Genomic DNA, 26756 nt, shown 5'->3' with positions numbered 1-26756 from the left:
GTTTCGGTGCTAGAAGGGCACCGACCCTCAGCCTGGAAACCGACGCCTTGAAAACCATCGACCCCCTCTCGCCTTCGCAGAATGCCTCGCGGCCGGCGATCCTCGGCTGGCTGCTGTTCGACTGGGCCTGCCAGCCCTTCTTCACCCTGATCACCACCTTCGTGTTCGCCCCCTATTTCGCCTCCGCGCTCGCGCCCGATCCGGTGAGCGGGCAGAGCCTGTGGGGCTATGCCACGGCGGCGGCCGGGCTCGTGCTGGCCTTCCTCTCGCCGGTCCTCGGCTCCATCGCCGACGCGACGGGGCCGAAGAAGCCCTGGATCGCATCCTGCGGCCTGGTGCTGTTCATCGCGTCCTTCGCCCTGTGGTACGCGGCGCCGGGGCAGCCCCATGCCATCGCGGTGGCCCTCGTCGGCTTCGCCTTCGGGACCATCGCCGTGGAGGTCGCGGCGGTGTTCAACAATGCCATGATCCCGCATCTCGTGCCGCCGGAGCGCTACGGCCGCCTCTCGGGCACCGGCTGGGCGATGGGCTATCTGGGCGGTCTCGTGTCGCTCGTGATCGTGCTCGGTTTTCTCGCCGCCGATCCCGTGACGATGAAGACGGTCTTCGGCCTCAATCCCCTGTTCGGCCTCGATCCGGCGGCGCGCGAGGGCGACCGGATCACGGGACCGTTCTCGGCATTGTGGTTCCTCGTCTTCGTGCTGCCGCTCTTCCTCGTCACGCCCGACATCCCCCGTTCGGGCATGAGCCTCGGGCAAGCGGCCCGGCAGGGGATCGATCAGGTGCGGAGCACCATCGCGGATGCGCGGCGGCACGAGAGCGTCGGCCGCTTCCTGATCGCCAACATGGTCTACCAGGACGCCCTGGTGGCGCTCTTCGCCTTCGGGGGCATCTACGGGGCCGGCGTGTTCGGCTGGCAGGCCATCGAGCTCGGCATCTTCGGCATCCTGCTCACCGTCACGGGCACCCTCGGGGCACTGATCGGCGGGCGCCTCGACGACCGCATCGGCGCAAAGCCCGTGATCCTGGGCGCGATCCTGATCCTCGCCCTCGTCTGCCTGGGCGTGCTGTCGCTCGGGCGCGAGCATATCCTGTTCGTGGTGCCGACCGCGCCGCCCGGGCCCGATGACGGCCTCTACGGCTCCACGCCCGAGAAGCTGTTCGTCCTGCTCGGCCTCGTCATCGGGGCCGTGGCGGGCCCGCTTCAGGCCTCCTCGCGCAGCCTGCTGGCCCGGCTCGTCCCGGCCCGGGAGGCGGGCCGCTATTTCGGCCTGCTGGCCCTGTCGGGCAAGGTCACGTCCTTCATGGCGCCGCTCGCGGTCGCCGTCGCGACGGCCTTGTTCCAGACGCAGGCCGCCGGGCCGGCGGTGCTGATCCTGTTCCTGCTCGTGGGGTTCTGGCTGTTGAGCGGCGTGAAGCGCGTGTGAGCGCTTCTTATTCCAGCGTCACCGCCGTGCCGCTGACCGAGACCATCATCATGCCCTCGTTCTTGCCGAGGGCGCCGTAATCGAGGTGCACGCCCACGATGGCATGGGCGCCGAGGCGCTGCGCCTCCTCGATCATCTCCTGCAGGGCCGTGTCGCGCCCGTCGCGCAGCACGCGCTCGTAGGAGCCGGCCCGTCCTCCGACCACGTCGCGGATGGACGCGAAGAAATCGCGGAACACGTTGGCGCCGAGGATCGCCTCGCCCGAAACGATGCCACGATAGGAGGCGATGCGGCGGCCTTCGATGCTCGGCGTGGTGGTGATGATCATGAGCGTCTCCTTCTGCTCCGCTTCATATGGGACGGGGCAGGAGGAACGTCATCAGGGAAGCAACCCGCCACGGCATGGCCGGTCTTGTGCCGGCCATCCCGATTGTGTGAAGCGCGGCGCTCCAAGGCATCTAGATCACCGGCACGAGGCCGGTGACGACGTGAGACTTCGACCTTACGGGCACGGATTGCAGTGTTCGACGTGGATCGCGTTGATGCGCTCTTCCAGTTCCGGCGTGATCGTCACGTCGATGGACGCGATGTCCGTCTTCAGCTGCTCCATCGAGGTCGCGCCGATGATGTTCGACGTGAGGAAGGGGCGGGAATTGACGAAGGCGAGCGCCATCTGGGCCGGATCGAGGCCGAATTCCTTCGCCAGCGCGATGTACTTGCGGATCGCGGCCTCGGCGGTGGGGTTCTCGTAGCGCTGGCCCCGGTTGAACAGGGTCGTGCGCGTTCCCGCGGGCCGGGCGCCGTCGAGGTACTTGCCGGTGAGATACCCTTGAGCCAGCGGCGAATAGGCGAGCAGGCTCACATTCTCGCGCAGGGAGACCTCCGCCAGCGCCACCTCGTAGGTGCGGTTGAGGAGGTTGTAGGCGTTCTGCACCGATTGCACCCGAGCCTGCCCCTTGGCGTCCGCGTGCTTGAGGAAGGTCATGGTGCCCCAGGCACTCTCGTTGGAGAGGCCGAAATGGCGGATCTTCCCGGCCTTCACCAGGTCGGTCATGATCTCGACCGTCTCGTCGATGGGATGGGAAGGGCCCTCCTGGTGGCGGTAGATGGTCGGGTTCGAGCCCCAGGGCATGGGGCGGTCGGGCCAGTGGATCTGGTAGAGGTCGATGTAGTCGGTCTGGAGCCGCTTCAGGCTCTTGTTCACCGCCTCCTCGACCTGGGCCCGCGAGAGCTCGCCCTTCGAGCCGTCGTCCCGGAACCAGGTGTTGTCGGAACGGCCGATCACCTTGGTGGCGAGGATCACCTTGTCGCGGCTGCCCCGGGCCTTGAACCAGGAGCCGATGAACCGCTCCGTGGAGCCCTGCGTCTCGGGACGGGGCGGGATCGAGTAGAGCTCGGCCGTGTCGAAGAAGTTGATGCCCTGATCGAGAGCGTAGTCCATCTGCGCATGGCCTTCGGCCTCGGTGTTCTGCTGGCCCCAGGTCATGGTGCCGAGGCAGATGAGGCTGACATTGAGATCCGTGCGGCCGAGGCGGCGGTATTCCATGGGGTAAGCTCCTCGCAGCGAAGTGATCCGCCGCGTTCAGGCAAGAATGAGGCGCTGAAGGGGTTCAGCGTTGGGAAATGCGGGCGAGAAAGCTCTCGACGCTGGGCAGGATGCGCTCGACGATGACCTCGACCCCCTTGGCCGTCGGGTGCATCCCGTCGGACAGGTTGAGAGACTTCTCGCCGGCGACTCCGTCCAGGAAGAAGGGATAGAGCACAAGGTCGTACTTCTTCGCAATGTCCGGATAGATGCTGTCGAATTTCTGCACATAATCCGGCCCGAGATTGCGCGAGGCGTACATGCCCGCGAGCATCACGGGGATGTTGCGGCTTTTCAGGCGCTCGACGATGGTCTCCAGGTTCTTGCGGGTCCCGGCGGGGTCGAGGCCGCGCAGCATGTCGTTGGCGCCGAGTTCCAGGATCACCCCGTCGGTGCCGTCGGGCACGGACCAGTCGAGCCGGTCGAGGCCGCCCGAGGAGGTGTCGCCGGAGACGCCCGCGTTGGCGACCTCCACGTTGTGACCCTTGGCCTTCAGGGCCTTCTCCAGCACGACCGGGAAGGCCGCCTCCTGCGGCAGGTTGTAGCCGGCGCTCAGGCTGTCGCCCAGGGCCACGAGGCGGATCGGCTTGGTTTGGGTAGGGGGCTGAGAGGGAGTCTGGGCCCGGGTCGGGAGGGGGGCGGCCAGAGCGGCAAGGGCCGCCGCACACGCAAAAATGATCGTCATGAATGGGCCGGATTGGCGCTTCATCGATAGGCTTCCCATCTAGGCAGAACTACACGGACGTCTCTGACAGTTTCCAACAGATCGGGTGAATGGGTATGCAGGACAAGGCCATCGCGCTGCACGATGTGGATTTGAGCCTCGGGCGCGGGGCTGCGCGGGTGCATATCCTCAAGGGGATTTCCCTTGGCGTCGACCGGGGCGAGGCCGTCGGGCTGATCGGCCCCTCGGGCTCGGGCAAGTCGACCCTGCTCATGACCATGGCCGGCCTCGAGCGCCCGGATTCGGGCAAGGTGATCGTGGACGGCACCGACCTGTCGGGCCTGGACGAGGATGCGCTCGCCCGTTTCCGCGGCCGGCGGATCGGCATCGTGTTCCAGTCCTTCCACCTCGTCCCCACCATGACGGCCCTGGAGAACGTGGCCCTGCCCCTGGAACTCGCCGGCGAGGGCGAAGCCTTCGAGCGGGCCGAGGCCGAGCTGCAATCCGTGGGTCTGGGCCATCGCCTGCACCATTACCCGGCGCAGCTCTCGGGCGGCGAGCAGCAGCGCGTCGCCATCGCCCGCGCGATCGTGCCCAATCCGGCGATCCTCGTGGCCGACGAACCCACCGGCAACCTGGACGAGACCACCGGCCAGTCCATCGTCGACCTGCTCTTCGCCCTGAAGCGCGACCGGGGCGCGACTCTCGTTCTCGTGACCCACGATCTTGCCCTCGCCCGCCTCTGCGACCGCATGGTGCGCCTGCGCTCCGGGCAGGTCGAGACCGGCGCGGCCTCGGCCGTGGCCTGAGGGAATTTCAGCCATGCACGGTTCCCTTCCCGCCACGCCCCAGCGTCACCCCGCCTCCCCGTCGCGCCTGCCGCTCCTGCTGCGCCTCGCCTTCCGCGAGCTGCGCGGCGGCCTGAAAGGGTTCGGCATTTTTCTCGCCTGCATCGCGCTCGGCGTCGCGGCCATCGCCAGCGTCTCGACCCTGTCCCGCTCGCTCACGGAGGGCATCTCCCGCGAGGGCCGCCGGATCCTCGGCGGCGACATGGCCTTCTCCCTGCTCCAGCGGGACGCGACGGCGCCCGAGCGGACGTTCCTGGAATCCAAGGGCCGGGTCAACGTGATCGCCACCTTACGGGCCATGGCGGTGGCCGGCGAGAAGGGCTCGGGGCTCGTGGAGATGAAGGCCGTCGACGGGGGCTACCCGACCGTCGGTGCCCTCGAGACCGATCCGCCCCTGTCCCCCGCCGACCTCTTCGCCGAGAAGAACGGCGCCTTCGGGGCCGCGGTCGATCCGGCCCTCCTCGCGCGCCTCGACCTGAAGGTGGGCGACCGGGTGACGGTCGGCGCGGCCAACATGGAGTTGCGGGCGAGCCTCGTGTCCGAGCCCGACAAGATCGCCGACGGCATCGGGTTCGGCCCACGCCTCCTGCTCTCGCAGGAGGCGTTGAAGGCCACCGGCCTCGTCCAGCCCGGCAGCCTCGTGCGCTGGACCTACCGGCTGACCCTGCCGCCGGAGCTTTCGACCGAATCGGGCCTGACGCAGATCGAGGCGGAGGCGAACCGCGTCCTGCCGGAGGCCGGCTGGAACATCCGCACGCGCCTCAACGCCGATCCGCGCTTTGCCCGCAACATCGAGCGCTTCACCCAGTTCCTCACCCTGGTCGGCCTCACGGCGCTCCTGGTCGGCGGCGTCGGCGTCGCCAATGCGGTGCGGGGCTTCGTCGACCGCAAGCGCGCCTCGATCGCCACGCTCAAGAGCCTCGGCGCGCCGGGCGGGCAGGTGGTGCTGCTCTACCTCACGCAGGTGATGCTGATCGCCCTGGTCGGCATCGCCTTGGGGCTGGCCTTCGGGACCATGCTGCCCTTCGTGGTCACCGGGCTCTTCGGCCATCTCCTGCCGATCCCGATCCAGCCGACCCTCGCCTGGAGCGAGCTCGGCATCGCGCTGCTCTACGGGGTCCTCACGGCCCTGGTCTTCGCGCTCGCCCCCTTGGGGCGTGCCCACGACGTGCCGGTGTCGGGACTGTTCCGCGACCAGATCGACCCGGAGCGGCGCTGGCCGCGCAAGCGCTACGTGACGGCGCTCGTCCTGTCCGTGACGGCCCTCGTGGGCCTGTCCCTGCTCGCGGCTTACGACCGGCGCATCGCCCTCATGTTCGTGGGCGCGGCCACCGGGTCCTTCGTGCTCCTGCGGCTGGTGGCGATGGGGATCATGGCGCTCGCCCGCCGCCTGCCGCGCCCCCGCCGCACCGCCCCTCGGCTCGCGCTCGCCAACATCCACCGGCCCGGCGCGCTCACCCCGTCGCTGGTGCTGTCGCTGGGGTTGGGCATCACGCTCCTCGTGACGCTCTCGGTCATCGACACCAACCTGACGCGCCAGCTCACCCAGAGCCTGCCGGAACGGGCGCCGAGCTTCTTCTTCCTGGACATCCCGAACCAGCAGGCGGATGCCTTCGAAGGCTTCCTGAAGCAACAGGCGCCCGAGGCCCATATCGAGCGCGTGCCGATGATGCGCGGGCGTCTCGTGACCCTCGGCGGACGGCCGGTGGCCGAGGTCAAGGCCCCCGAGGACATCTCCTGGGTGCTGGAGGGCGACCGGGGCATCACCTACGCCAACAAGCCGCCGGAGGGCTCGAACGTGGTGCAGGGCGAGTGGTGGCCCGAAGGCTATCGGGGCAAGCCGCTCGTCTCCTTCGACCGCAAGATCGCCGAGGGCCTCGGCCTCAAGATCGGCGACGAGATCACCGTGAACGTGCTCGGGCGCAACATCAGCGCCACCATCGCCAACCTGCGCGAGATCGAATGGCGCTCCATGGGCATCAACTTCGTCATGGTGTTCTCGCCCAACGCCTTCGCGGGCGCCCCGCACACGCATCTCGCCACCGTCACCTTCCCGCACGGCTCGGACGCGGCCCTCGATGCCCGCATCCTGCGCAGCTCCGCCCAGGCTTACCCCATGGTTACGAGCGTGCGGGTGAAGGATGCCCTGGAGGCGGTGAACGACGTGGTCTCGCAGCTCGTCATGGCGATCCGGGGCGCGAGCTCCATCGCGCTGATCGCGAGCCTCCTGGTCCTGGCCGGGGCGCTGGCGGCCGGCCACCGGGCGCGGCTCTACGATGCGGTCGTTCTGAAGACCCTGGGCGCGACCCGCGCGCGGCTGGTCTCGGCCTACGCGCTCGAATACGGCCTCCTCGGTCTCGCCACGGCGGTATTCGGGATCTTGGCGGGAACGCTTGCGGCCTATTTCATCATCACCCGCGTGATGTCCTTAAGCTTTACCTTAGACTTGTCGGGAGCCGTCCTGGCCTCAGCGCTCGCGGTTCTGGTGAGCGTGGGTCTAGGCCTCATGGGCACATGGCGGATCCTAAGTCAAAAACCGGCGCTCTACTTGAGAAATCTTTAAGGCTCCGCTCGCGCGGCGGCGTTCCGAATGAGCGCGGAAAATGGAACGAGGGGCAGCATCAACTCTGCTCCTCATTTTTCTTCCATCACGAAGACTTGAAGCTTGGCGTTGCCCCTTGCGCAACGCAGGCCCGCCCCTCATATTTTGCATGTCGCCGGATTCAGCGGCGGCCGAAGGCTGGCTTTTCGGCTTTTCGAGGAAACACACGGGACACCGCGAGAAAGGACTCCGATGCAACCGTATGAGCAAAACCAAAACGCCTATGGCACCGGCTTTGCCCGGACGGCGGCACAGGTCGACCAGGGCCTGCGCGCCTTCATGCTCGGCGTCTACAACAACATGGTCCTGGGCCTTGCCATCTCGGCCCTGGTCGCGCTTGGCGTCAACATGCTCGCCACGACGAGCGATCCGTCTCAGGCGGTCGCCCGCATCGGTGGCGTCGGCCTGACCCAGTTCGGCGTGACGCTCTACACGTCGCCGCTGATGTGGATCGTGGCGCTGGCGCCCCTGGCGTTCATCTTCTTCTTCTCGTTCCGCATGGACCGGATGACGGCGGCCTCGGCCCGCGGCACCTTCTTCGCCTTCGCGGCGGTGATGGGCGCTTCGCTCTCGACGCTTCTCATCCGCTACACGGGCGCGAGCGTCGTGCAGGTGTTCTTCATCACGGCGGCGGCCTTCGGCTCGCTGTCGCTCTGGGGCTACACCACGAACCGCAGCCTGTCGGGCATGGGCTCGTTCCTGATCATGGGTCTGGTCGGCCTGATCCTGGCCTCGATCGTGAACATCTTCGTCGCGTCGAGCGCCCTGCAGTTCGGCATCTCCGTGATCGGCGTGCTGATCTTCGCGGGCCTGACCGCCTACGACACGCAGAAGCTGAAGGAGATGTATCTCTACGGCAACTTCGATAGCGAAGCCGCCGGCAAGGCCTCCGTGTTCGGCGCCCTGACGCTCTACCTGGACTTCATCAACATGTTCCAGTTCCTCCTCGCTCTCGTGGGCAACCGCAACGAGTAAGGACGAACGGATCGGACGATCCCGAGCCCCGGCCGAAAGGCCGGGGCTTTTGTTTTGGTCACCCCTGTGCCGAGCGGTAGCCGAACCAGGCGCTCGCCATGGCCGCGGCGGCGCAGATCAGGGCCACGAGCCCGAAGCCGCCGATCATGGCCGTGGCATAGACGTCCCCCGACGGGCCGGGCGGCAGCCCCGCCATCGGGGGCCTCGCGCCGAAGCTCGCCTGCGCGAAGAGATCCGCCAAGTCGGGCCTCGCCCAGGCGGCGGCCTGCCGGAAGCCCAGTGTGGCGACGATGCCGAGGCCCGCGACGGCGACGAGGCCGGCGACGCGCGAGATCGCGTTGTTGACGCCGGACGCCACGCCGATGCGCTCGTCGGGCACGGCGTTCATCACCGTGGTCGAGAGCGGCGCGACCGTGATGCCCATGCCCAGCCCCATGACGGTCATGGCAGGCACGACCGCGACCCAATACCCGCCATGCAGGATGGCCGGGGCCAGAAGCGCGAAGCTCAGGCCCGTGACCAGCGGCCCCACGGTCAGGAGAAGGCGGGTCCCGAACCGGTCGGCCATCACGCCGCCGAGCCGGGACAGCACGGCCATCACCAGGGTGAAGGGCAGGAACACGGAGCCCGCTTTCGCGGCCGAATAGCCATGGGCCTCGATCAGCGCGGTCGGCAGGAAGAACAGGGCCCCACCGAGGGCGAAATAGAGCAGGAGGGTCAGGACGTTGACATTGGCGAAGGCGGAGACTCGGAACAGGTCGAGCGGCATCATGGGGGCGACGCAGCGTTTCTCGTGGCGCAGGAACAGGCCGAGGAGCGCGAGGCCGGCGAGGGTCAGCAGGACGGCGACGATCCGGTGGCTGCCCCGGTCGCCGAGCGCCGTCAGCCCATAGGCGACGAGGCCGAGCGCCGCGACGGCCAGGACGGCGCCGAGCCAATCCATGGCGGCCTGCCCCGACACGGGACTTTCCGGCACCTGCCGCCAGCACAGCCAGAACGCCAGCACGGCGACGGGCACGTTGATCCAGAAGATCGCCTGCCAGGGACCGACATCGATGAGCCAGCCGCCCAGGATCGGCCCGAGCGCGGCCGCGATGGCGGAGGCGGCCGCCCAGGTGCCGATGGCCTTGCCCCGTGCCTCCTTGGGGAAATGGGCGCTGATCAGGGCGAGCGATCCCGGCACCAGCAGGGCGCCGCCGATCCCCTGGAAGGTCCGGGCCGCGATCAGCATTCCGGCCGAACCGGACAGCCCGCACCACAGGGAGGTCAGGCCGAAGCACGCGATGCCGATCATGAAGACCCGCCTGAGCCCATAGGCATCCCCGGCCGCGCCGCCCAAGAGCAGGAAGGCGGAGAGCGTCAGCGCGTAGGCGTTGGTGATCCACTGCATTTCCGGCAGGGACGCCTGCAGGCTCTCACGCATCTGCGGGATCGCCACGGTCACGATGGCGCCGTCGGCAAAGACCATGCTGGAGGCCAGGATCGCGGTCCAGACCACGATGGTTTGCGTCCTGCCCGGGCTGACCTCGCTCATGCTCCAGCCTTTCTCGTGATGCATCATGGTCGAGCAGGAGAGAGATGGAAAGACAGTCTTCCCAGGCCGGAATGCTATTCCCTCCTTCGCCTGAGTTGATCTAGAAAAATCCCATGAGCATTCTCGTCCGCCCTTCGTCCGAATCCGATCTCGAGGCCGTCACCGCCATCTATGGCCATGCGGTGAGGCATGGCACGGCCTCCTTCGAGCTCGATCCGCCCGACCGGGCCGAGATGGCGCGCCGCCGGGCCACGATCCTCGAGGGCGGCTATCCCTACCTGGTGGCGGAACAGGACGGCGCGATCCTCGGATACGCCTATGCGGGCGCCTACCGGACGCGCCCGGCCTATCGCTCGACGGTGGAGGATTCGATCTATGTCGCCCCGTCCGCCCAGGGACAGGGCATCGGACGCCTGCTGCTCGCGGCGCTGATCGAGGAATGCGAGGCGCGGGACTTCCGCCTCATGGTGGCGGTCATCGGCGACGAGGAATCGAAGGGTTCCATCGGGCTGCACCGCAGCCTGGGCTTCGAACCCGTCGGCATCCTCAAGGGCATCGGCTACAAGCACGGCCGCTGGCTCTCCACCGTACTGATGCAGCGTCCCCTCGGACGCGGCACCAGGGAGGCGCCGACGCGGCCTATCGCCTGAGATGATCGATGAAAGCGACGGTCATTCGTCTGCCGGAGACGGGTCTCTGGCAGAATCCCGACTTCCTGCGGCTGTGGGGGGCACAGACCCTTTCGGCCATCGGCTCACGCTTCACGCGCGAGGGGTTGCCGATCATCGCAGCCCTGACGCTCGACGCTTCCGCAAAGGATCTCGGCCTGCTTGTGGCCTTTAGCCTTCTGCCGGGGGTTCTGCTCAGCCCGTTCATCGGGGCTTGGATCGACCGGACGCGGCGCCGGCGCGTGCTCATCGTGGCCGATCTCCTGAGAGCCGCAGCGCTCGCGACGCTTCCGGCCATGGCCTGGTTCGGCTCCATCACGATCGGACAGGTCATGGGCGTATCGGCCGCCGTGGCTTTTCTGTCCATGTTCTTCCAGACTGCGGACAACGCCTATCTGCCGACGTTGGTGAACCGCGATCAGCTTCTGGAAGGCAACGCTAAACTCGCCACGACGGACTCGCTGGCGGAAATCGCCGGCCCCGCTCTGGCGGGAACCGCGATCCAGCTGGTCACCGCGCCTGTTGCGATCCTGTTCGATGTCTTGTCCTATGTCTGGTCGGCCCTGCTCCTGGCCTCCATCAAGCGGCGGGAGCCGCCTCTCGTCACCGGAGAGCATGCGCCCGATCTGTGGCGGGAAACGGGGGAAGGCCTTCGCTTCGTGTTCGGGCACCCGGTCCTCAGGCCGCTGACGCTGTGCTCCGCCAGCCTCGCATTCTTCATGAGCTTCTTTGCGCCGCTCTATGTGCTGTTCGCGGTGCGCGACCTGAGCATTCAGCCAGGGATTCTCGGCCTCGTCGTGGCGCTGGGCGGGATCAGCGCCTTGATCGGGGCGCAGTTCGCGGCCTGGGCCGGACGGCGCTTTCGGTTACGCACTCTCCTGATCGGGACTCTGCTGATCTACGGCCTCATGATCTGCTTTATTCCGCTGGCTCAGGGGCCCCTGTGGATGGCCGTCGCATCCTTATGCATCGCACAGCTCCTGAGCGACGGGCTCTATGTCGTCTTCGCCACGAACGCGACCGTATTGCGCCAGAAGGTGACGCCGGACTCCTTGCGCGGACGGGAAGCGGGAACATTGCACCTGCTCACCGGCGGCCTCGGCTTGGTGGCTGCCTTGGGCGCGGGCTTCGCGGCCGATTGGATCGGAATCCGAGCGGTCCTGTGGGCCGGAGCGCTCGGAGTGGTCGCTTCGACCCTCTGGCTTCTGGCCCTGCCTCAGGATCTCGAACCCTGAAGCATCGAACGCAAAAGTGGGAACCAGTTTTGCGCGTCAAGAGGCAGGAAAACCGGATCCGCTTTTCACTGACGTGACCCTGCGGGTCCGCACGATGCCCTAGGCCGACACGACCTTCGGCTTGTCGAGCACCCGCAGCACGCGGGCGAGCTCGTGCCCGCGCTTGAGGATCAGGCCCGTCGAGACGATGACCGAATAGGCGCCCTGCTTCTTGGCAAGCTTCGGGTCCTTCTCGATCCGGTAGAGGGGCATTTCGGACGTGCGCCGGAAGATGGAGAAGACGGCTTTTTCAGGCAGGAAATCGATAGCGTAATCGCGCCACTCGCCAGCAGCGACCATGCGGCCGTAGAGATTGAGAATGGCCTGCAACTCGGAACGGTCGAAGGACACCTGTCTCGGCGCGGCGGGGAAAGGAACGATGTGGGCCGAACCCTGCACCGAGCCGCCGCGCAACGGCTCCGCGATGTCACCTTCGCTCATGAAGCCTCCCATGTCTCGTTTCCATGGCCTGATGATGGGCTTCGACGGCTAAGGGATCAACCCATAACGACATAATGAATCACGGGATCTTGAGGGCATCGCGCGGAAAAGTGGATTTGGTCTTCCGCTAAGATCCTATGCCAACTCGGAGATGCGCATCGAGAGGGTTTCGAAAGTGCATTCCACTTTCGAATTCCACGCTCGCGAATCCCAGGCTCGTGCAAATCTTATTCCTGCCTCAATCGCGCCGTGATGGAGCCTCACTGAATGCCGTTAATGCTTAAGTTGCCTCGACGGCCCGGCTCATCGAACGGCTTGGACACGTCAGCCCCCCAGCCCTCCGAGTCGTACGGAGGGCCGGGCCACCCTCGAGACACAGGGCTGCCCTTCAAGGCAGCCTTTTCTCTGTTCTAAAGGGCTTTGCGATGGTCCAGATCGCAAAGCCCTCTTTTTTTGGTTAACGCGAGATCACCGGGACAAGCCCGGTGACGACGTGTGAGAGTTGGAACGCACTCAAAATCCCGACAGGACGAGCTTGCCCCGCGTGCGGTTGCTCTCGACGAGGGAATGCGCGCGCTTGAGATTGGCGGCGTCGATCGGCCCGACGACCTCGGCCAGCGTGGTCCTGATCGTGCCCGCATCCACGAGGCGGGATGCTTCGTTCAGGATCTCGTGCTGCCGCTCCATGTCGGCGGTCTGGAAGGTCGAGCGGGTGAACATGGATTCCCAGTGAATCGACACGCTCTTGCCCTTCATGAGGCTGATGTCGAGGAGCGTCTTCGGATCGTCGATGAGGGCGAAACGGCCCTGCGGCGCAAGGGCTTTCGCGATCTCGGCGAAATGGTTCTCCGTGTGGGTGATCGAGAACGCGAAGGCCGGCGCGCCGATGCCCAAGGCCTCCACCTGCGCGGCGAGCGGCTTGCCGTGATCGATCACATGATGAGCGCCGAGCTCCGTGACCCATGCCTGCGTGTCCGGCCGCGACGCGGTGGCGATCACGGTGAGATCCGTGAGCTTGCGCGCGAGCTGGACCGCGATGGAGCCGACGCCGCCTGCGGCGCCCACGATCAGGATGGCGTTGGCGGCGCCCTTCACCGGACGCCGGACCTCCAGCCGGTCGAACAGGGTCTCCCAGGCGGTCAGCGTGGTCAGCGGCAGGGCGGCGGCCTCCTCGAAGCCGATGGATTTCGGCTTCGCGCCGACGAGCCGTTCGTCCACCACGTGGAATTCCGCATTGGTGCCCTGCCGCGTGATGGCGCCGGCGTAGAACACCTCGTCGCCTTCCTTGAACAGGGAAACGTCCCGTCCCGTCCCACGAACGATCCCGGCCGCATCGAAGCCAAGAACCTTCCAGCCGCCCGGCTCGGGTTGCGCCCGCATGCGGACCTTCGTGTCGACCGGGTTCAGGGACACCGCCTTGATCTCGACGAGCAGGTCACGCGGGCCGGGTTCGGGACGGGGCAGGTCGACGTCGACGAGGGAAGCGTCCTGATCGATGGCAAGGGATTGCTGGTAACCGACGGCGCGCATGGCATGTCTCCTGTTGACGGAAGCATAGTTGGGCATAGTGTCGAAAGCCGCAAGAACGCACAAAAACAGCCCATAGTGTCGAAAAGGATACCGTGATGCCGCAGAAGGCGCCAAGAATGCAGGGCTGCTCCGTCGAGAGGACGATGAGCCTGATCGACGGCAAGTGGAAGATCATCGTGCTCTACAAGCTCCTGCGCGGGACCTTGCGCTTCAACGAATTGCGCCGGCTCATCCCGTCCATCACGCAGCGGATGCTCACCCACCAGTTGCGCGAGCTGGAGGCCGACGGCCTCATCGTGCGGACCGTCTATGCCCAGGTGCCGCCCCGAGTCGAGTACACGCTCTCGACGCGCGGACGGTCGCTCGAGCCGGTGCTGATGGCCATGAAGGAATGGGGGGACGCGAATCTGTCGTCGGAGGAGGCGAAAGCAGCGTAAATTGGCTGTGCGATGCAACAACTTTACCCTACTTTGTTCAGAACCTTATGCTCTTGTTGCGCAACCTGCCGCACTGTGGCAACGCTCCCGCAACTAGACATGTGAGAGGATGCGCGCATGAAGCTGGAAACCCCCACCAGCGGAAGCGAGTTGACGGCGGAAGCCGTCGCCGTGCTGGAAAAGGGCCATAAGGCCATTCCACCCACCTTCGTGCGCGACCTGTACGGGCGCGTCCCGTCCGAGGATCTCGCGCCCTATTCGCCGAAGACCCTGGCGGATCTGGCGGCGGAAGCCTTCGAGCATCTCAAGGCCTCCCGCACCGGCGACGGGGCCGATATCCGCCTCTTCGACTTCGAGATCGAACGCGAGGGCCGGCGCCAGGACGTGACGGTGCTGGAAATCGTCAACGACAACATGCCCTTCCTGCTCGATTCGACCCTCTCCGAGGTCGTGGACGAAGGCTACGAGCCGCTGCTCGTCGCCCACCCGATCCTGGCCGTGGAACGGGATGCGGGCGGTGCCCTCGTGCGCCTCGTGGGCGAGGCCACGGCCGCCCTGCGGCTCGGCGTGAAGCGCGAAAGCTTCATCCATATCCACCTGCCGCGCCTCGACGATCCCGAGACCCGCACCCGCCTGATCGAGGCCATGCGCCTCGTTCACCGGGACGTTTCCGTGGCGGTCCACGACTGGCCGGGCATGCGCTCCCGGATTGCCGAGATCGTCCACGATTACCGCCTCAATCCTCCCCCGCTGCCGGAAGACGAGGTGAAGGAAGCCATCGCGTTCCTCGACTGGATCTCGCGGGACAACTTCACGTTCCTGGGCTTGCGCGAATACCGGCTGCCGTCCGGCGACACGGCGGCCAATCCCGTCGAAGGCTCGGGCCTGGGCCTCCTGCGCGACCCTTCCGTGCGCGTGCTGCGCCGGGGCCGCGAACTGGTCGCGATGACGCCGGAAATCCGCGCCTTCCTGGCGCGTCCCAAGGCGCTCATCATCACCAAGGCGAACGTGAAATCGCGCGTCCACCGCCGGGCGCATCTGGATTATATCGGCGTCAAGCTGTTCGACGACAGCGGCCATCTGCGCGGCGAGCTGCGCATCGTGGGCCTGTTCACCGCGAGCGCCTACACCAACACCACCGGCGAGGTGCCCTACCTGCGCCACAAGGTGGAAAAGATCGTCGGCCGCGCGGGCTTCGACCCGGCGAGCTATGCGGGCCGTGCGCTCCTCAACGTGCTCGAAAGCTATCCGCGCGACGAGCTGTTCCAGATCGACGAGGACACGCTCTACCACTTCGCTATCGAGATCATGAACCTGTCGGAGCGTCCGCGGGTCAGGGCCCTCGCCCGCGTGGACGAGTTCGACCGCTTCGTCTCGGTGCTGGTCTTCGTGCCCAAGGACCGCTACGACACCCAGGCGCGCCAGCGCATCGGCCAATTCCTGGCCAGCATCTATGGCGGCCGCGTCTCCGCCTCCTATCCGGACTACCCGGAGGGCCCGCTCGCCCGCACCCATTACATCATCGGGCGCGACGAGGGCGAGACCCCGGACGTGCCGCGCGAGGCTCTGGAAAAGGGCATTTCCGCCATCGTGCGCACCTGGAGCGACGCGCTGCGCGATGCGCTCGACGCCAGCGTCGGCGGCGCCCGCGCCAGGGCCCTGGCGTCGCGCTACGGCGAAGCCTTCAGCGCGGCCTATCGCGAGGCCTTCGGGGCCGAGCAGGCCATTGCCGACATCGCTCTCCTGGAACAGCTCTCGGCGGCCCGGCCCCGCGCCGTCGACCTCTATCGCCGCGAAGCGGACGACGAAACCCGCGTGAACCTGAAGCTGTTCTCGCTCAACATGTCGCTGCCCCTGTCGGAACGCGTGCCGCTTCTGGAAAATCTCGGCTTCCGCGTCGTCAACGAGCGAACCTACCGGGTCGCCTTCAGCGCCACGGACCGGGTGTGGCTCCATGACATGACCCTGGAGCGCGCCTCGGGCGGCACGATCGAGATCGACGAGATCCAGGCCCTCGTCGAAGCGGCGCTGCTCGCGCTCTTCCGAGGGCTCGCGGAATCGGACGGCTACAACCGCCTCGTCCTGGAAGCGGGCCTCGGCTGGCGCGACGTCGCCATGGTGCGGGCCTTCGGCCGGTACCTCCGCCAGATCCAGGTGACCTACGCGCAGGATTACATCGCCGAGACGCTCGCACGCCACGGCACGATCACGGCCGATCTCGTCAAGCTGTTCTACGCCCGCTTCGATCCCCGCAAGGACGACGGACGCGCAGCCGCCGAAGCGGCCATCCGCGAGCGCATCGAGAACCAGCTGAAAGAGGTCACGAGCCTCGACGACGACCGGATTCTGCGCCGTTTCGTCAACCTGATCGAAGCCGCGATCCGCACCAATTTCTTCCAGCTCGAAGAGAACGGCCTGCCGCGCCAGACCATCGCGTTCAAGTTCGAATGCGCCCGGGTGGAAGGCCTGGCCCTGCCGAAGCCGCTCTACGAGATCTTCGTCTATTCGCCGCGGGTCGAGGGCGTGCATCTGCGCTTCGGCAAGGTGGCGCGCGGCGGCCTGCGCTGGTCCGACCGTCCGCAGGACTTCCGCACGGAAGTGCTGGGCCTCGTCAAGGCCCAGCAAGTCAAGAACGCCGTCATCGTGCCGGTGGGCGCCAAGGGCGGCTTCGTGCCCAAGCACCTTCCGCCAATGAGCGACCGGCAGGCCTGGCTGGCGGAAGGCACCGAGAGCTACCGCATCTTCGTGCGGACCCTGCTGCAGCTCACCGACAACATCGTCGGCGACAGCATCGTGCCCCCGGCGGACACGGTGCGGCACGACGGCGACGACCCTTACCTCGTGGTCGCAGCCGACAAGGGCACGGCCACCTTCTCGGACATCGCCAATGCGCTCTCCATCGAGAAGGGCCATTGGCTCGGCGACGCCTTCGCGTCCGGCGGCAGCCAGGGCTACGACCACAAGAAGATGGGCATCACGGCCCGCGGCGCCTGGGAAGCGGTGAAGCGCCACTTCCGCGAGATGGACATCGACATCCAGGCGACGCCGGTGACGGTGGCGGGCGTGGGCGACATGTCGGGCGACGTGTTCGGCAACGGCATGCTGCTGTCGCGGGCGCTCAAGCTCGTGGCGGCCTTCGACCACCGCGACATCTTCATCGATCCGGACCCGGATCCGGAAGCCTCGTATGTGGAGCGCGAGCGGCTGTTCAACCTGCCCCGGTCGAGCTGGCAGGATTACGACAAGGCGCTGATCTCCAAAGGCGGCGGCGTGTTCCCGCGCAATGCGAAGTCGATTCCGCTCTCGGACGAGATCCGCACGCTCCTCGACATCGACAAGCCGCAGGCGACGCCGGCCGAGGTGATGAACGCGATCCTCAAGGCCCGTGTCGACCTGCTCTGGTTCGGCGGCATCGGAACCTATATCCGCTCGTCCATCGAGACGGACGAGCAGGTGGGCGACCGCGCCAACGACGCGATCCGCATCACCGGCCCGGAGGTGCGCGCCAAGGTGATCGGCGAGGGCGCCAATCTCGGCGTCACGCAGCGCGGGCGCATCGAGGCGGCGCAGAGCGGCGTTCGCCTCAACACGGACGCCATCGACAATTCGGCGGGCGTCAACACCTCCGACGTGGAGGTGAACATCAAGATCGCGCTGACGACGCCGGAGCGCGACGGACGCCTGACGCAGGAGCAACGCAACGAGCTCCTGGCGGACATGACCGATGACGTCGCGGCTCTCGTGCTGCGCAACAACTACCTCCAGACCCTGGCGCTCTCGCTCTCCGAGCAGCGCGGCGCCGCCGATCTCGGCTTCGCGCGCCGGCTCATGCACATGCTGGAGGCTCAAGGGCGCCTCAACCGGACGGTCGAGTATCTGCCCGACGACAACAACCTGACGGAGCGTGCCCGCCGGGGCGAGGCCCTCACCCGTCCGGAACTCGCCGTGCTGCTCGCCTATGCCAAGCTGGCGCTGCACGACGAACTGCTGGAAAGCGCCGTGCCCGACGATCCCTATCTCGGCAAGGAGCTCGACCGCTACTTCCCGGCCGAAATGCGCGAGCGCTTCCCGGATGCGATCGCGACCCACCGCCTGCGCCGCGAGATCATCGCGACGCAGCTCGCCAACGCCATCATCAACCGCGGCGGGCCGACCATCGTGGCCCGCCTCGTGGACCAGACCGGCGCGGACGCGCCGACCATCGCGGCGGCCTACGCGGCCACGCGCGATTCCTTCGGCCTCACCGAGATGAACGTCGCCATCGACGCGCTCGACGGGATCGTGCCCGGCAAGATGCAGCTGCATCTCTACGGCGAGCTCCAGGATTTGCTGATGAACCGGATCGTCTGGTTCATCCGCAACGTGGATTTCGTGAACCATTCCCTCGACGAGATCATCGGTACCTACCGGACCGGAATCGCCGAGGTGGAGCGCAGCCTCACCGACACGCTGTCGCCCGAGGCCCAGGAGGCGTGGAATGCGCGCACCAGGGCTCTGGTGGATGCGGGCACGCCGGAGGAGCTGGCACGGCGCATCGCCGCGCTTCCCGACCTCGTCGCCGCGCCCGATATCGTGCAGACCGCGCAGAAGACCGGGAAGCCCGTCAGCGACATCGCCTGCACCCACTTCGCCCTCGAAGCGTCGTTCCGCCTCGGGGCGCTCATCGGGGCGGCGCAGGAGATCACCGTCAGCGATTATTTCGACCGGCTGGCCCTCGACCGCGCCATCGACAGCATCGCCTACGCCCATCGCGGGCTGACGGCGGAGGTCGCGTCGCAAAACCTGTCCGGCGCCGAGGCCGTGCAGGCCTGGAGCGACAAGCGCGGCGCCGACGTCAACCGCATCCGCAATGCGGTCGACGGCATCGTCTCGTCGGGCCTGAGCCTGTCGAAGATCACCGTCGCGGCAAGCCTCCTCGGCGATCTGGCGCGGATGAGCTGAGCCGATAGGAAGGCGAGAGCGGTGAAGCTGGGTTAGCCCTTCCGACGTCATCACCGGCACGAGGCCGGTGATGACGTCGGGGCTTGGTTCCACGCGGAACAAACCTCCTCACCAGTCGTCTCAATCACAGCAGCAGCCCGGGAGGTGTCGCATGCCCCGCCTGTTCACCGGCATCGAGATCCCGGCCGAGATCGGCTTGGCCCTTTCGAGCTTTCGCGGCGGCCTTCCTGGCGCACGCTGGGTCGATCCCGAGAACTATCACCTGACCTTGCGGTTCATCGGCGACATCGACGAGCGCATGGCGGACGACGTCACGTCGATCCTCGGCGAACGGCGCCAGCGCGCTCCGCTCATCATCACCATCGACGGGCTCGACACCTTCGGCGGCGGGAAGCCCCGCGCGGTCTTCGCCCGCGTTGTCGGCAACGGCGACTTGAACGAGCTGCAGGCGGAGCAGGAACGCCTCGTGCGCCAGGTCGGCTTAGCCCCGGAGACGCGCCGGTTCACCCCGCACGTGACCCTGGCGCGGCTTCGCAATGTGTCCCCCGTCGATGTGGCGGACTACATCGCCACCCGGGGCCATTTTCCGAAGCTGACCTTCACGGCCGACCGCTTCGTCCTGTACTCGTCCCGGAACTCCGTCGGCGGCGGCCCCTACATCGTCGAGGCGGCCTATCCCTTAAGCTAGCTCGACGACGGCGGCGGATTTCGTTACGTCTCGCCCATGGCTTCGCTCATCTTCATCACGCACCCCGACGTGGTCATCGACCCCGCCCGACCCATTCCCGAATGGCCCCTGAACGCCACCGGCCGCGCCCGCATGGAGCGTTTCGCGGAAATGCTCGCGGACCGGGACGTGTCCGCCGTCTATTCCAGCACCGAGCGGAAGGCCATGGACGGAGCCGCCATCGTGGCGGAGGCCCTCGGCCTCTCCTATGAAACGGATGAAGACCTGGGCGAGAACGACCGTTCCGCCACGGGCTACATCGCGCCGCCCGAGTTCTGGGACGTGGTGCGCGAGTTCTTCGGCCGCCCGTACGAGAGCATCCGCGGCTGGGAGCGCGCCATCGACGCGCAGACCCGCATCGTGAACGCCATCCGCCGGATCCTGCGCGAGGACGAGACCGCCGACGATATCGTCGTCGTCTCCCACGGGGCCGTCGGGTGCCTGCTGACCGCTTATCTCCAGAAGGTCGAAATCGGCCGGGAAAGCCGCCCGCAGCATCCGGGCGGCGGCTGCTTCATCCTCATCGACCGCGATTCGTTCACGCTCACCCAGGACTGGCGCGCCATCGAGGACGGGTTCGGGGGCTGAGCGTCCGACTGGAAATCGGCGCACCCTTCGGCTCTCGTTGGAACCTCCTGCAAGACTGGCGATGCGCTGCCTGTCCCTCGCACGTCATCACCGGTCTCGTGCCGGTGATCCCGATAGAGTGAGGCGCTGCGCTCCTCCAGTCGAGATGGCCGGGACAAGCCCGGCCATGACATCGGCGGTTTGTGGGCCAGACCTCAAGGCATGGCCGTTCCCTTGTTTCCCGCTTGCATCCTGCCGCCCTTGGGACTAGCCCCTGGGCGAAACTCAGGACTGAAGCGTCTCCATGATCCACCCCCGCATCGCCCAACTCGCGCCCGGCGTCGTTCTGTGCGCGGCCGTCGCGTTTGCGGCCATGGGCCTGCAAGCCATCGAGGAGCATTGGACCGGGCGGCCCTGGCTCGAGGCCCTGGTCATTGCGATCCTCATCGGCACCGTCGTGAGAACCTTCTGGACGCCGGACAAGCGCTGGGCGCCCGGCATCGGCTTTTCCGCCAAGACCCTGCTTGAATTCGCCGTGATGCTTCTCGGCGCATCGATCAGCTTCCAGGCCGTGCTCGATGCGGGTTTCGGACTCATCCTCGGGATCGCCGTCGTGGTGGCACTCGCCATCGGGGCGAGCTACGGGCTCGGGCGCTGGCTCGGGCTCCCGAGACGCATGGCGATCCTGGTCGCCTGCGGCAATTCCATCTGCGGCAACTCGGCGATCGCCGCCGTCGCGCCGGTCATCGGTGCCAAGCCGGAGGATGTGGCCTCTTCCATCGCGTTCACGGCCGTCCTCGGCGTGATCGTCGTGCTCACCCTGCCCCTGCTGGTGCCCGTGCTCGGCCTGTCGGCGACCCAATACGGCGTGCTTGCGGGCCTGACCGTCTATGCAGTGCCTCAGGTGCTGGCCGCGACCGTGCCGCTCGGCCTCGTCAGCACGCAGCTCGGGACCCTGGTGAAGCTCGTGCGCGTGCTGATGCTGGGGCCGGTGGTGATCGCCCTGTCCCTCGTGGCGGGACGCGGCACGGCGGATGCGAAACCGAGCCTCGCTTGGAACCGGCTCGTGCCCTGGTTCATCGTCGGTTTCCTCGGCCTCGCCTTGCTGCGCTCCATCGGCCTCGTGCCCGATGCGATCCTGCGCGCCATCGTGCCGACGGCCACGCTGCTCACCGTCATCTCCATGGCGGCGCTGGGCCTGGGCGTCGACCTCAAGGCGCTCCGGACCGTCGGCGCCCGGGTGACGCTGGCGGTCACGCTCTCGCTCCTGGTGCTGATCGCGATCAGCCTGGGGCTCATCCGGCTGCTCGGGATCCTGTAGCCCTTGAAACCGCGCTGCCGTGCTTCATCAATAAGGCGATCCTTTCCTTACGATGAAGCATGCCCATGCCCCGCCTGACCGACTCGGAACGTTCCGAACTCCTGCCCACCCTTGACGGATGGGCGCTCGTGGAGGGCCGGGACGCGATCACCAAACGTTTCGTCTTCGGCGATTTCAACGCGGCCTTCGGTTGGATGACCCGCGTGGCGCTCGTGGCCGAGGCCATGAACCACCATCCGGAATGGTCGAACACCTACAACCGGGTGGAGGTGACGCTCGCCACTCATGACGCCAAGGGCCTGACGCGCCGTGACATCGAACTGGCGCAGCGCATGGACCAGATGGCCGCCGGCCTGGTGAAGGGATAGACCATGACCGAAATGCGCATCCGCCAGGGAGGCTGCGCCTGCGGCCAGCTGACCTTCACGGCGCGAGGCGAGCCGAAGCGCGTGGGGCTGTGCCATTGCATGACCTGCCGCAAGATCAGCGGCAGCCCCTTCAGCGCCTTTGTGATCTTCGCCGCCGATCAGGTCACGATCTCGGGCGAGTTCCGGGGCTGGTCCGCGACGCCCGCCGTCGAGGACTGCTTCTGCCCCGTCTGCGGCTCTCAGGTCTTCGACCGGGATTGCGACAGCGAAATCGAGATCAGGCTCGGGGCCTTCGACGAACCGAACCTCTTCACGCCGACCTACGAGGCCTGGGCCAAGCGCCGGGAGCATTGGCTGCGCACGCCGGATCTCGAGAGCTTTGCCGAGAACCGGAGCGCCGAATCCTGAACGCCGCTATTTCGGCTGCATGCGCAAGGCGCCGTCGAGGCGGATGCCTTCGCCGTTGAGCATGTCGTTCTCGATGATGGCCTTCACCAGGGTCGCATATTCCTCCGGCCGCCCGAGGCGGGAGGGGAACGGCACGTTGGCCTCGAGCGCCTTGCGGTAATCTTCCGCGATGCCCTCGAAGAGAGGCGTGTGGAACAGGCCCGGCATGATCGTCATCACGCGGATGCCGAAGCCCGACAGGTCGCGGGCGACGGGCAGCGTCAGCCCGAGCACGCCGCCCTTGGATGCCGCGTAGGCGGCCTGCCCGATCTGGCCGTCCTGGGCGGCCACCGACGAGGTGTTGACGATGACGCCGCGCCCGCCGTCGGGAGTGACCGGGTCGAGCCCGGCCATGGCCGTGGCGCATTTGGCGATCATCGCATAGGTGCCGATCAGGTTGATCTCGACCGCGCGGCGGAAGCTCGCCACGTCGTGGGGAATCAGCTCGCCGGTCTCGCGCTTCTTCGTGACCGTGCGCCGCCCGGGCGCGATGCCCGCGCAATTGACCAGAATGCGCTCGATGCCGTTGGCCGCGCGGGCTGCGGCCAGCGCCGCATCGATGGAGGCCTCGTCGGTCACGTCGGCCCTGCAGAACACCGCGCCGATCTCGCGGGCAACCTCCTCGCCGCGCTCGGCGTTCATATCGAGGATGGCGACCTTCGCGCCGCTGGCCGCCAGCATGCGCGCGGTCGCCTCGCCGAGGCCGGAGGCACCTCCGGTCACGACGGCCGCCATCAATTTGTCGAGCTTCATGGCTTTTCTCCCTGTATCCGGAGACGTCTTAAGCTATCCTCGACGCGACGGGAACGCACACGATTGTAAGGAGCACAGGTTATGAGCGCACCCTTCATGAAGCCTTTCACCAAGGCCGAGATGGAGGCCATACGCCAGGAGACCCGGGACGAGGAAGGCCTGAAGCGCCGATTCTGGGCCAAGCTGAAGCGGGTTGCCGGCAAGATCCCCTTCGCCGAGGACCTCGTGGCGGCGTTCTTCTGCGCCACCGACCCGTCGACCCCGCGCCGCGTGAAGCTGATTCTCTTCGGAGCCATCGCCTATTTCGTCTTCCCGGCCGACGCGATCTCCGACTTCCTTCCGCTGCTGGGTTTCGCCGATGACGCAGCTGTTCTGGCCGCGGCGATCACCCAAGTGGCTGGTTCCATTACGGAAGAGCACAGGGAAAAGGCGCGGGAGGCCCTCGCGGGTACTCCGGACCAAGCTTAGCTTACGCTTCATAGGACCATATTCCAAAGAAAGAATATTGACTTATTGCAATGTTATTATAATTACCTTACAAAGATCCCGTTGCGTTGAAGTCATTTTCCATCTCCTGGCAATTGAAAGACGAACAAGCCTTATTCGTCCAACTCAGGGTCGCTCCGGCGACCCTTTTTATTGGGTCGCAGGTCGGGCGGGGCGCCATTCTTGTCCCACCGCCACGTTTCGACGCATCGCCAATCCCCTGGCCGAGCCTTAACGGAGATGGTGAAAAGTTCTTAACCATCCGCCTGTATGGTCCAGCCCATGATTACTGCATCTTTCCAGCGCGGCATCGCCGCGGGCATCCTTTCCGCCTTGTTCGTCATCGGAACAGGGCCTGCCGCACTGGCACAACCCCAGCGTGGGCAGCAATCGACACGTCCGGCTCCCGCGAAGCCGGCCGCCAAGCCTGCCCCCGCGGCCAAGACCAGCCCGGCGAAGCCCGCTGCGGCCGCGGCCGCCGGAGCCGCAGCAGGTGCGGGCGCCGCGAAGGCCACGCAGGCCGCCACGGGCCCGGGCGGCGCCTCGCTCCTCACGTCCTATGGCGATTGGGGCGTCTATACGGCCCAGACCGGGCGCTCCAAGATCTGCTATGCCCTCAGCCAGCCCAAGGACCGGCTGCCGAAGAACGTGAACCGCGACCCGGCCTATCTCTTCGTGTCCTTCCGCCCGGCGGAGAACGTGAAGAACGAGGTCGCCCTGGTGCTCGGCTTCGCGGCCAAGGAGAACGGCTCGGCGGAGGCCGCCGTGGGCAATGCCTCCTATGCCCTGATCACCAAGGCGTCCAATGCCTGGCTCAAGAACCCCGCCGAGGAAGGTCAGGCCATCGCCACCATGGCACGGAGCGGAACCGTGACCGTGAAGATGCAATCGGCCCGCGGCTCGAGCCTGACCGACCGCTATTCCCTGAACGGCTTCAGCAAGGCCCTCGAGCACGCCCGCAAGGAATGCGCGTCCTAAAAGCCCCTGACCGTTGAAAAGAGACAGCTGAATGACCATGTTCCGGGCCTCGCGCCCGGAATTTGCTTTTGAGGCTCACGGTTTCGGCGCAATCGTGCTATAAGGCACGCCGACTCCCAACAACGAGGCACGAGATTTCCATGGCGACGGTGCTCGACATCGCCAAGCGCAACCCCAATGCGGCCCCCGTGGCCGTGAGCGATGCCGCGCGCGCGGCCGGGTTCATCGAAAAGACCGCGGAGCTGAGCGTGGCGGCCGGAGCCGCCCCCGGGGGCGCGTCGCTCGTCGGCTTGACGCGCGACCAGCTCAAGGATTCGCTCAGCGCCATCGGCGTGCCCGAGCGCGAGCTCAAGATGCGCGTCGCCCAGCTCTGGCACTGGATCTATTTTCGGGGCGCCCGGGATTTCGCCGAGATGACCAATGTGGGCAAGGAGCTGCGCGCCAAGCTGGCGGCCGCCTATACGCTCGCCCGCCCGCAGGTGGTCTCCGAGCAGGTCTCGAAGGACGGCACCCGCAAGTGGCTGATCCGCATGCCCTCGACGGGCCCGCTCGACAAGGGCGCCGAGATCGAGTGCGTGTACATTCCGGAAGTCGACCGGGGCACGCTCTGCGTGTCGAGCCAGGTCGGCTGCACGCTGACCTGCTCGTTCTGCCATACGGGCACCCAGCGCCTCGTGCGCAACCTGACCTCGGCCGAGATCGTGGCGCAGCTTATCGTGGCCCGCGATTCCATCGGCGACTGGCCCGACGCCACGCCGCCGGAAGGTGCCTTCGTTCCCACGGACGGCGGACGCTTCGTGTCCAACATCGTGTTCATGGGCATGGGCGAGCCGCTCTACAACATCGGCGACGTGATCGCCGCCATCGACGTCATGTCGGATGGCGAAGGCCTCACCCTGTCGCGCCGCCGCATCACGGTCTCCACCTCCGGCGTCGTGCCGCAGATGGAGCGTCTCGGCGCGGAAGCGAACACCATGCTGGCCATTTCGCTCCATGCGGTGCGGGACGAGCTGCGCGACGAGCTGGTGCCGATCAACCGCAAATACGACATCAAGCAGCTGCTCGACGCCTGCCGGGCCTATCCGGGCCTGTCGAACGCGCGCCGCATCACGTTCGAATACGTGATGCTGAAAGGCGTGAACGATTCGGACGCCGATGCCCGCGAGCTCGTGCGCCTGCTGAAAGGCATCCCGGCGAAGATCAACCTGATCCCGTTCAATCCCTGGCCCGGCTCGAAATACGAGTGCTCGGACTGGGAGCGGATCGAGCGCTTCTCCGAGATCGTCTACCGGGCCGGCTACGCCTCCCCGGTCCGCACCCCTCGCGGGCGCGACATCCTCGCGGCCTGCGGCCAGCTCAAGAGCGAGACCGAGAAACTCCGCGCCCGCGCCCGCATGATGGCCGAACAGGGCATCGGGGCCGAAGGCGTCTACGCGGTGGGGAACGGGGAATAGGCTCCTCGTCTACATGCCCCTCAATCTTTCCGTATTGAGAGGCAAAAATCTTCAACTCCTCCCATGTCATGGCCGGCCTTGGGCCGGCCATCTCGCTTGGAGAAGCGCTGCGTCCCAATCCATCGGGATCACCGGCACAAGGCCGGTGACGACAGAGGGGAGTGGAATTCACTAAGCGTTGTCCCGCACCGCCTGCGCGCGCTTGCCCGCCTGCGAGATGCGTCCGGCATCCATCGGATTGACGATCCGGTCGCGGCGGCTGCTCGCAACTTCGCGCATGCCGCTCCGCGACGTCCGGCCGGAATCGGGGCGTACCGATGCCTCCCTATCCTGACGCAGGGCGAATGCGCGGCGGGCGTTGGCGCGCAGCTCCTCCGCTTTCCGGTGGGTGCGCTCGCTGTTGATCCGGGTCAGCGCCTCCGCCAGGATGCGCGCCTTCCGGCGGTTGCCGGCATCCTGCTTTTCGAAGGCTGTCGTCCGTCTCCCCTTGCCGCGCACCTCGCGGCGCTGGCGATGGGCGATGTCCCTGGCCCGGTCGCGCCGCTCCCGCAGGCGCTGGGTCAGGTCCTTGAGCGCTGCATCCTCCAGCTTGCCCAGCACGGGATAACGGGTCTGCTCGACGAGGGTATATTCCTCGTCCGTCATGAGCCGCCGCTCATCCAGCTTCGACGTCGCCATGGTGTTCCTCTCCTCCATGCGTGCCCGCCGCCCGGGATCTCTAAGTAGTGC

The 26756-nt window shown here is 66.8% G+C and carries 24 protein-coding genes; 16 read left to right on the top strand and 8 right to left on the bottom strand.

The features are described 5' to 3' along the window. Window positions 1-47 precede the first annotated feature (47 nt). Window positions 48-1427: an MFS transporter gene (locus U0023_RS09305; protein WP_009493651.1), complete on the top strand. Its 1380-nt coding sequence runs from the start codon at window positions 48-50 to the stop codon at window positions 1425-1427. A 7-nt stretch (window positions 1428-1434) separates the two neighbouring features. Here U0023_RS09305 and U0023_RS09300 read toward each other — a convergent pair whose 3' ends face one another. The 3 genes from U0023_RS09300 to U0023_RS09290 all read right to left on the bottom strand — a co-directional run bounded on the left by U0023_RS09300 (window position 1435) and on the right by U0023_RS09290 (window position 3721). After that, a complete protein-coding gene (locus U0023_RS09300; RefSeq protein WP_009493654.1) occupies window positions 1435-1755 on the bottom strand; it encodes a heavy metal-binding domain-containing protein in 321 nt (106 codons plus the stop codon). 174 nt (window positions 1756-1929) lie between these two features. Further along, a complete protein-coding gene (locus U0023_RS09295; protein ID WP_009493657.1) occupies window positions 1930-2973 on the bottom strand; it encodes an aldo/keto reductase in 1044 nt (347 codons plus the stop codon). Window positions 2974-3037: 64 nt separating this feature from the next. Then, window positions 3038-3721 carry an arylesterase gene (locus U0023_RS09290; RefSeq protein WP_009493658.1) on the bottom strand — a complete coding sequence of 228 codons (684 nt, stop codon included), beginning with the start codon at window positions 3719-3721 and terminating at the stop codon, window positions 3038-3040. A 65-nt stretch (window positions 3722-3786) separates the two neighbouring features. Here U0023_RS09290 and U0023_RS09285 point away from each other — a divergent pair, with 65 nt between their 5' ends. The 3 genes from U0023_RS09285 (at window position 3787) to U0023_RS09275 (ending at window position 8101) form a co-directional block, all read left to right on the top strand. After that, the gene (locus U0023_RS09285; protein WP_009493660.1) at window positions 3787-4485 is read left to right on the top strand and encodes an ABC transporter ATP-binding protein; all 699 of its coding nucleotides are present in this window, start codon (window positions 3787-3789) and stop codon (window positions 4483-4485) included. A 13-nt stretch (window positions 4486-4498) separates the two neighbouring features. Further along, complete coding sequence (locus U0023_RS09280; RefSeq protein ID WP_009493663.1) at window positions 4499-7087, top strand: ABC transporter permease; 2589 nt, start codon at window positions 4499-4501, stop codon at window positions 7085-7087. A gap of 231 nt (window positions 7088-7318) precedes the next feature. Next, window positions 7319-8101 carry a Bax inhibitor-1/YccA family protein gene (locus U0023_RS09275; protein WP_009493665.1) on the top strand — a complete coding sequence of 261 codons (783 nt, stop codon included), beginning with the start codon at window positions 7319-7321 and terminating at the stop codon, window positions 8099-8101. A gap of 58 nt (window positions 8102-8159) precedes the next feature. Here the strand turns inward: U0023_RS09275 and U0023_RS09270 are convergent, their stop codons facing one another. Next, the gene (locus U0023_RS09270; protein WP_009493667.1) at window positions 8160-9635 is read right to left on the bottom strand and encodes an MFS transporter; all 1476 of its coding nucleotides are present in this window, start codon (window positions 9633-9635) and stop codon (window positions 8160-8162) included. A gap of 113 nt (window positions 9636-9748) precedes the next feature. Here U0023_RS09270 and U0023_RS09265 point away from each other — a divergent pair, with 113 nt between their 5' ends. After that, complete coding sequence (locus tag U0023_RS09265; protein WP_009493669.1) at window positions 9749-10285, top strand: GNAT family N-acetyltransferase; 537 nt, start codon at window positions 9749-9751, stop codon at window positions 10283-10285. Between the two features lie 8 nt (window positions 10286-10293). Continuing rightward, the gene (locus U0023_RS09260) at window positions 10294-11538 is read left to right on the top strand and encodes an MFS transporter (protein ID WP_009493671.1); all 1245 of its coding nucleotides are present in this window, start codon (window positions 10294-10296) and stop codon (window positions 11536-11538) included. A 99-nt stretch (window positions 11539-11637) separates the two neighbouring features. Here U0023_RS09260 and U0023_RS09255 read toward each other — a convergent pair whose 3' ends face one another. Together U0023_RS09255 and U0023_RS09250 are read right to left on the bottom strand one after the other, a co-directional pair. Beyond that, on the bottom strand, window positions 11638-12018 hold the full coding sequence (locus tag U0023_RS09255; protein WP_009493673.1) for a DUF2794 domain-containing protein: 381 nt from the start codon (window positions 12016-12018) through the stop codon (window positions 11638-11640). 513 nt (window positions 12019-12531) lie between these two features. Further along, window positions 12532-13548 (bottom strand): zinc-binding alcohol dehydrogenase family protein, encoded by a 1017-nt coding sequence (locus U0023_RS09250; protein WP_009493675.1) that lies wholly within the window; start codon window positions 13546-13548, stop codon window positions 12532-12534. 95 nt (window positions 13549-13643) lie between these two features. Between U0023_RS09250 and U0023_RS09245 the strand changes: the two genes are divergently transcribed. The 7 genes from U0023_RS09245 (at window position 13644) to U0023_RS09215 (ending at window position 22317) form a co-directional block, all read left to right on the top strand. Then, window positions 13644-13985, top strand: a complete 342-nt coding sequence (locus U0023_RS09245) for a winged helix-turn-helix transcriptional regulator (RefSeq protein WP_009493677.1) — start codon at window positions 13644-13646, stop codon at window positions 13983-13985. Window positions 13986-14102: 117 nt separating this feature from the next. Continuing rightward, entirely contained in the window at window positions 14103-18926 is a 4824-nt protein-coding gene (locus U0023_RS09240; RefSeq protein ID WP_009493680.1) for an NAD-glutamate dehydrogenase, read from the top strand. A gap of 151 nt (window positions 18927-19077) precedes the next feature. Then, window positions 19078-19614 (top strand): RNA 2',3'-cyclic phosphodiesterase, encoded by a 537-nt coding sequence (gene thpR, locus U0023_RS09235; protein ID WP_009493682.1) that lies wholly within the window; start codon window positions 19078-19080, stop codon window positions 19612-19614. Window positions 19615-19650: 36 nt separating this feature from the next. Then, window positions 19651-20241, top strand: coding sequence for a histidine phosphatase family protein (locus U0023_RS09230; protein WP_009493684.1), 591 nt, complete (start codon window positions 19651-19653; stop codon window positions 20239-20241). Between the two features lie 283 nt (window positions 20242-20524). Further along, a complete protein-coding gene (locus tag U0023_RS09225; protein ID WP_009493686.1) occupies window positions 20525-21541 on the top strand; it encodes a YeiH family protein in 1017 nt (338 codons plus the stop codon). 65 nt (window positions 21542-21606) lie between these two features. Further along, window positions 21607-21909: a 4a-hydroxytetrahydrobiopterin dehydratase gene (locus U0023_RS09220; RefSeq protein ID WP_009493688.1), complete on the top strand. Its 303-nt coding sequence runs from the start codon at window positions 21607-21609 to the stop codon at window positions 21907-21909. 3 nt (window positions 21910-21912) lie between these two features. Then, entirely contained in the window at window positions 21913-22317 is a 405-nt protein-coding gene (locus U0023_RS09215; RefSeq protein ID WP_009493690.1) for a GFA family protein, read from the top strand. A gap of 6 nt (window positions 22318-22323) precedes the next feature. On the opposite strand, the gene U0023_RS09210 is transcribed toward U0023_RS09215, so the two are convergent. Then, window positions 22324-23109, bottom strand: coding sequence for an SDR family NAD(P)-dependent oxidoreductase (locus U0023_RS09210; RefSeq protein WP_009493692.1), 786 nt, complete (start codon window positions 23107-23109; stop codon window positions 22324-22326). Between the two features lie 81 nt (window positions 23110-23190). Here U0023_RS09210 and U0023_RS09205 point away from each other — a divergent pair, with 81 nt between their 5' ends. From U0023_RS09205 to rlmN, 3 genes are all read left to right on the top strand, one after another. Continuing rightward, entirely contained in the window at window positions 23191-23577 is a 387-nt protein-coding gene (locus U0023_RS09205) for a YkvA family protein (RefSeq protein ID WP_009493694.1), read from the top strand. 300 nt (window positions 23578-23877) lie between these two features. Continuing rightward, a complete protein-coding gene (locus U0023_RS09200) occupies window positions 23878-24573 on the top strand; it encodes a hypothetical protein (RefSeq protein ID WP_009493696.1) in 696 nt (231 codons plus the stop codon). Between the two features lie 140 nt (window positions 24574-24713). Beyond that, window positions 24714-26027: a 23S rRNA (adenine(2503)-C(2))-methyltransferase RlmN gene (rlmN, locus tag U0023_RS09195; protein WP_009493698.1), complete on the top strand. Its 1314-nt coding sequence runs from the start codon at window positions 24714-24716 to the stop codon at window positions 26025-26027. 171 nt (window positions 26028-26198) lie between these two features. Here the strand turns inward: rlmN and U0023_RS09190 are convergent, their stop codons facing one another. Next, window positions 26199-26705 carry a hypothetical protein gene (locus U0023_RS09190; protein ID WP_009493700.1) on the bottom strand — a complete coding sequence of 169 codons (507 nt, stop codon included), beginning with the start codon at window positions 26703-26705 and terminating at the stop codon, window positions 26199-26201. Window positions 26706-26756 lie beyond the last annotated feature (51 nt).

This window comes from Microvirga lotononidis (genome assembly GCF_034627025.1).
Classification (GTDB): domain Bacteria; phylum Pseudomonadota; class Alphaproteobacteria; order Rhizobiales; family Beijerinckiaceae; genus Microvirga; species Microvirga lotononidis.
This window is presented reverse-complemented; position numbering and strand designations above follow the sequence as displayed.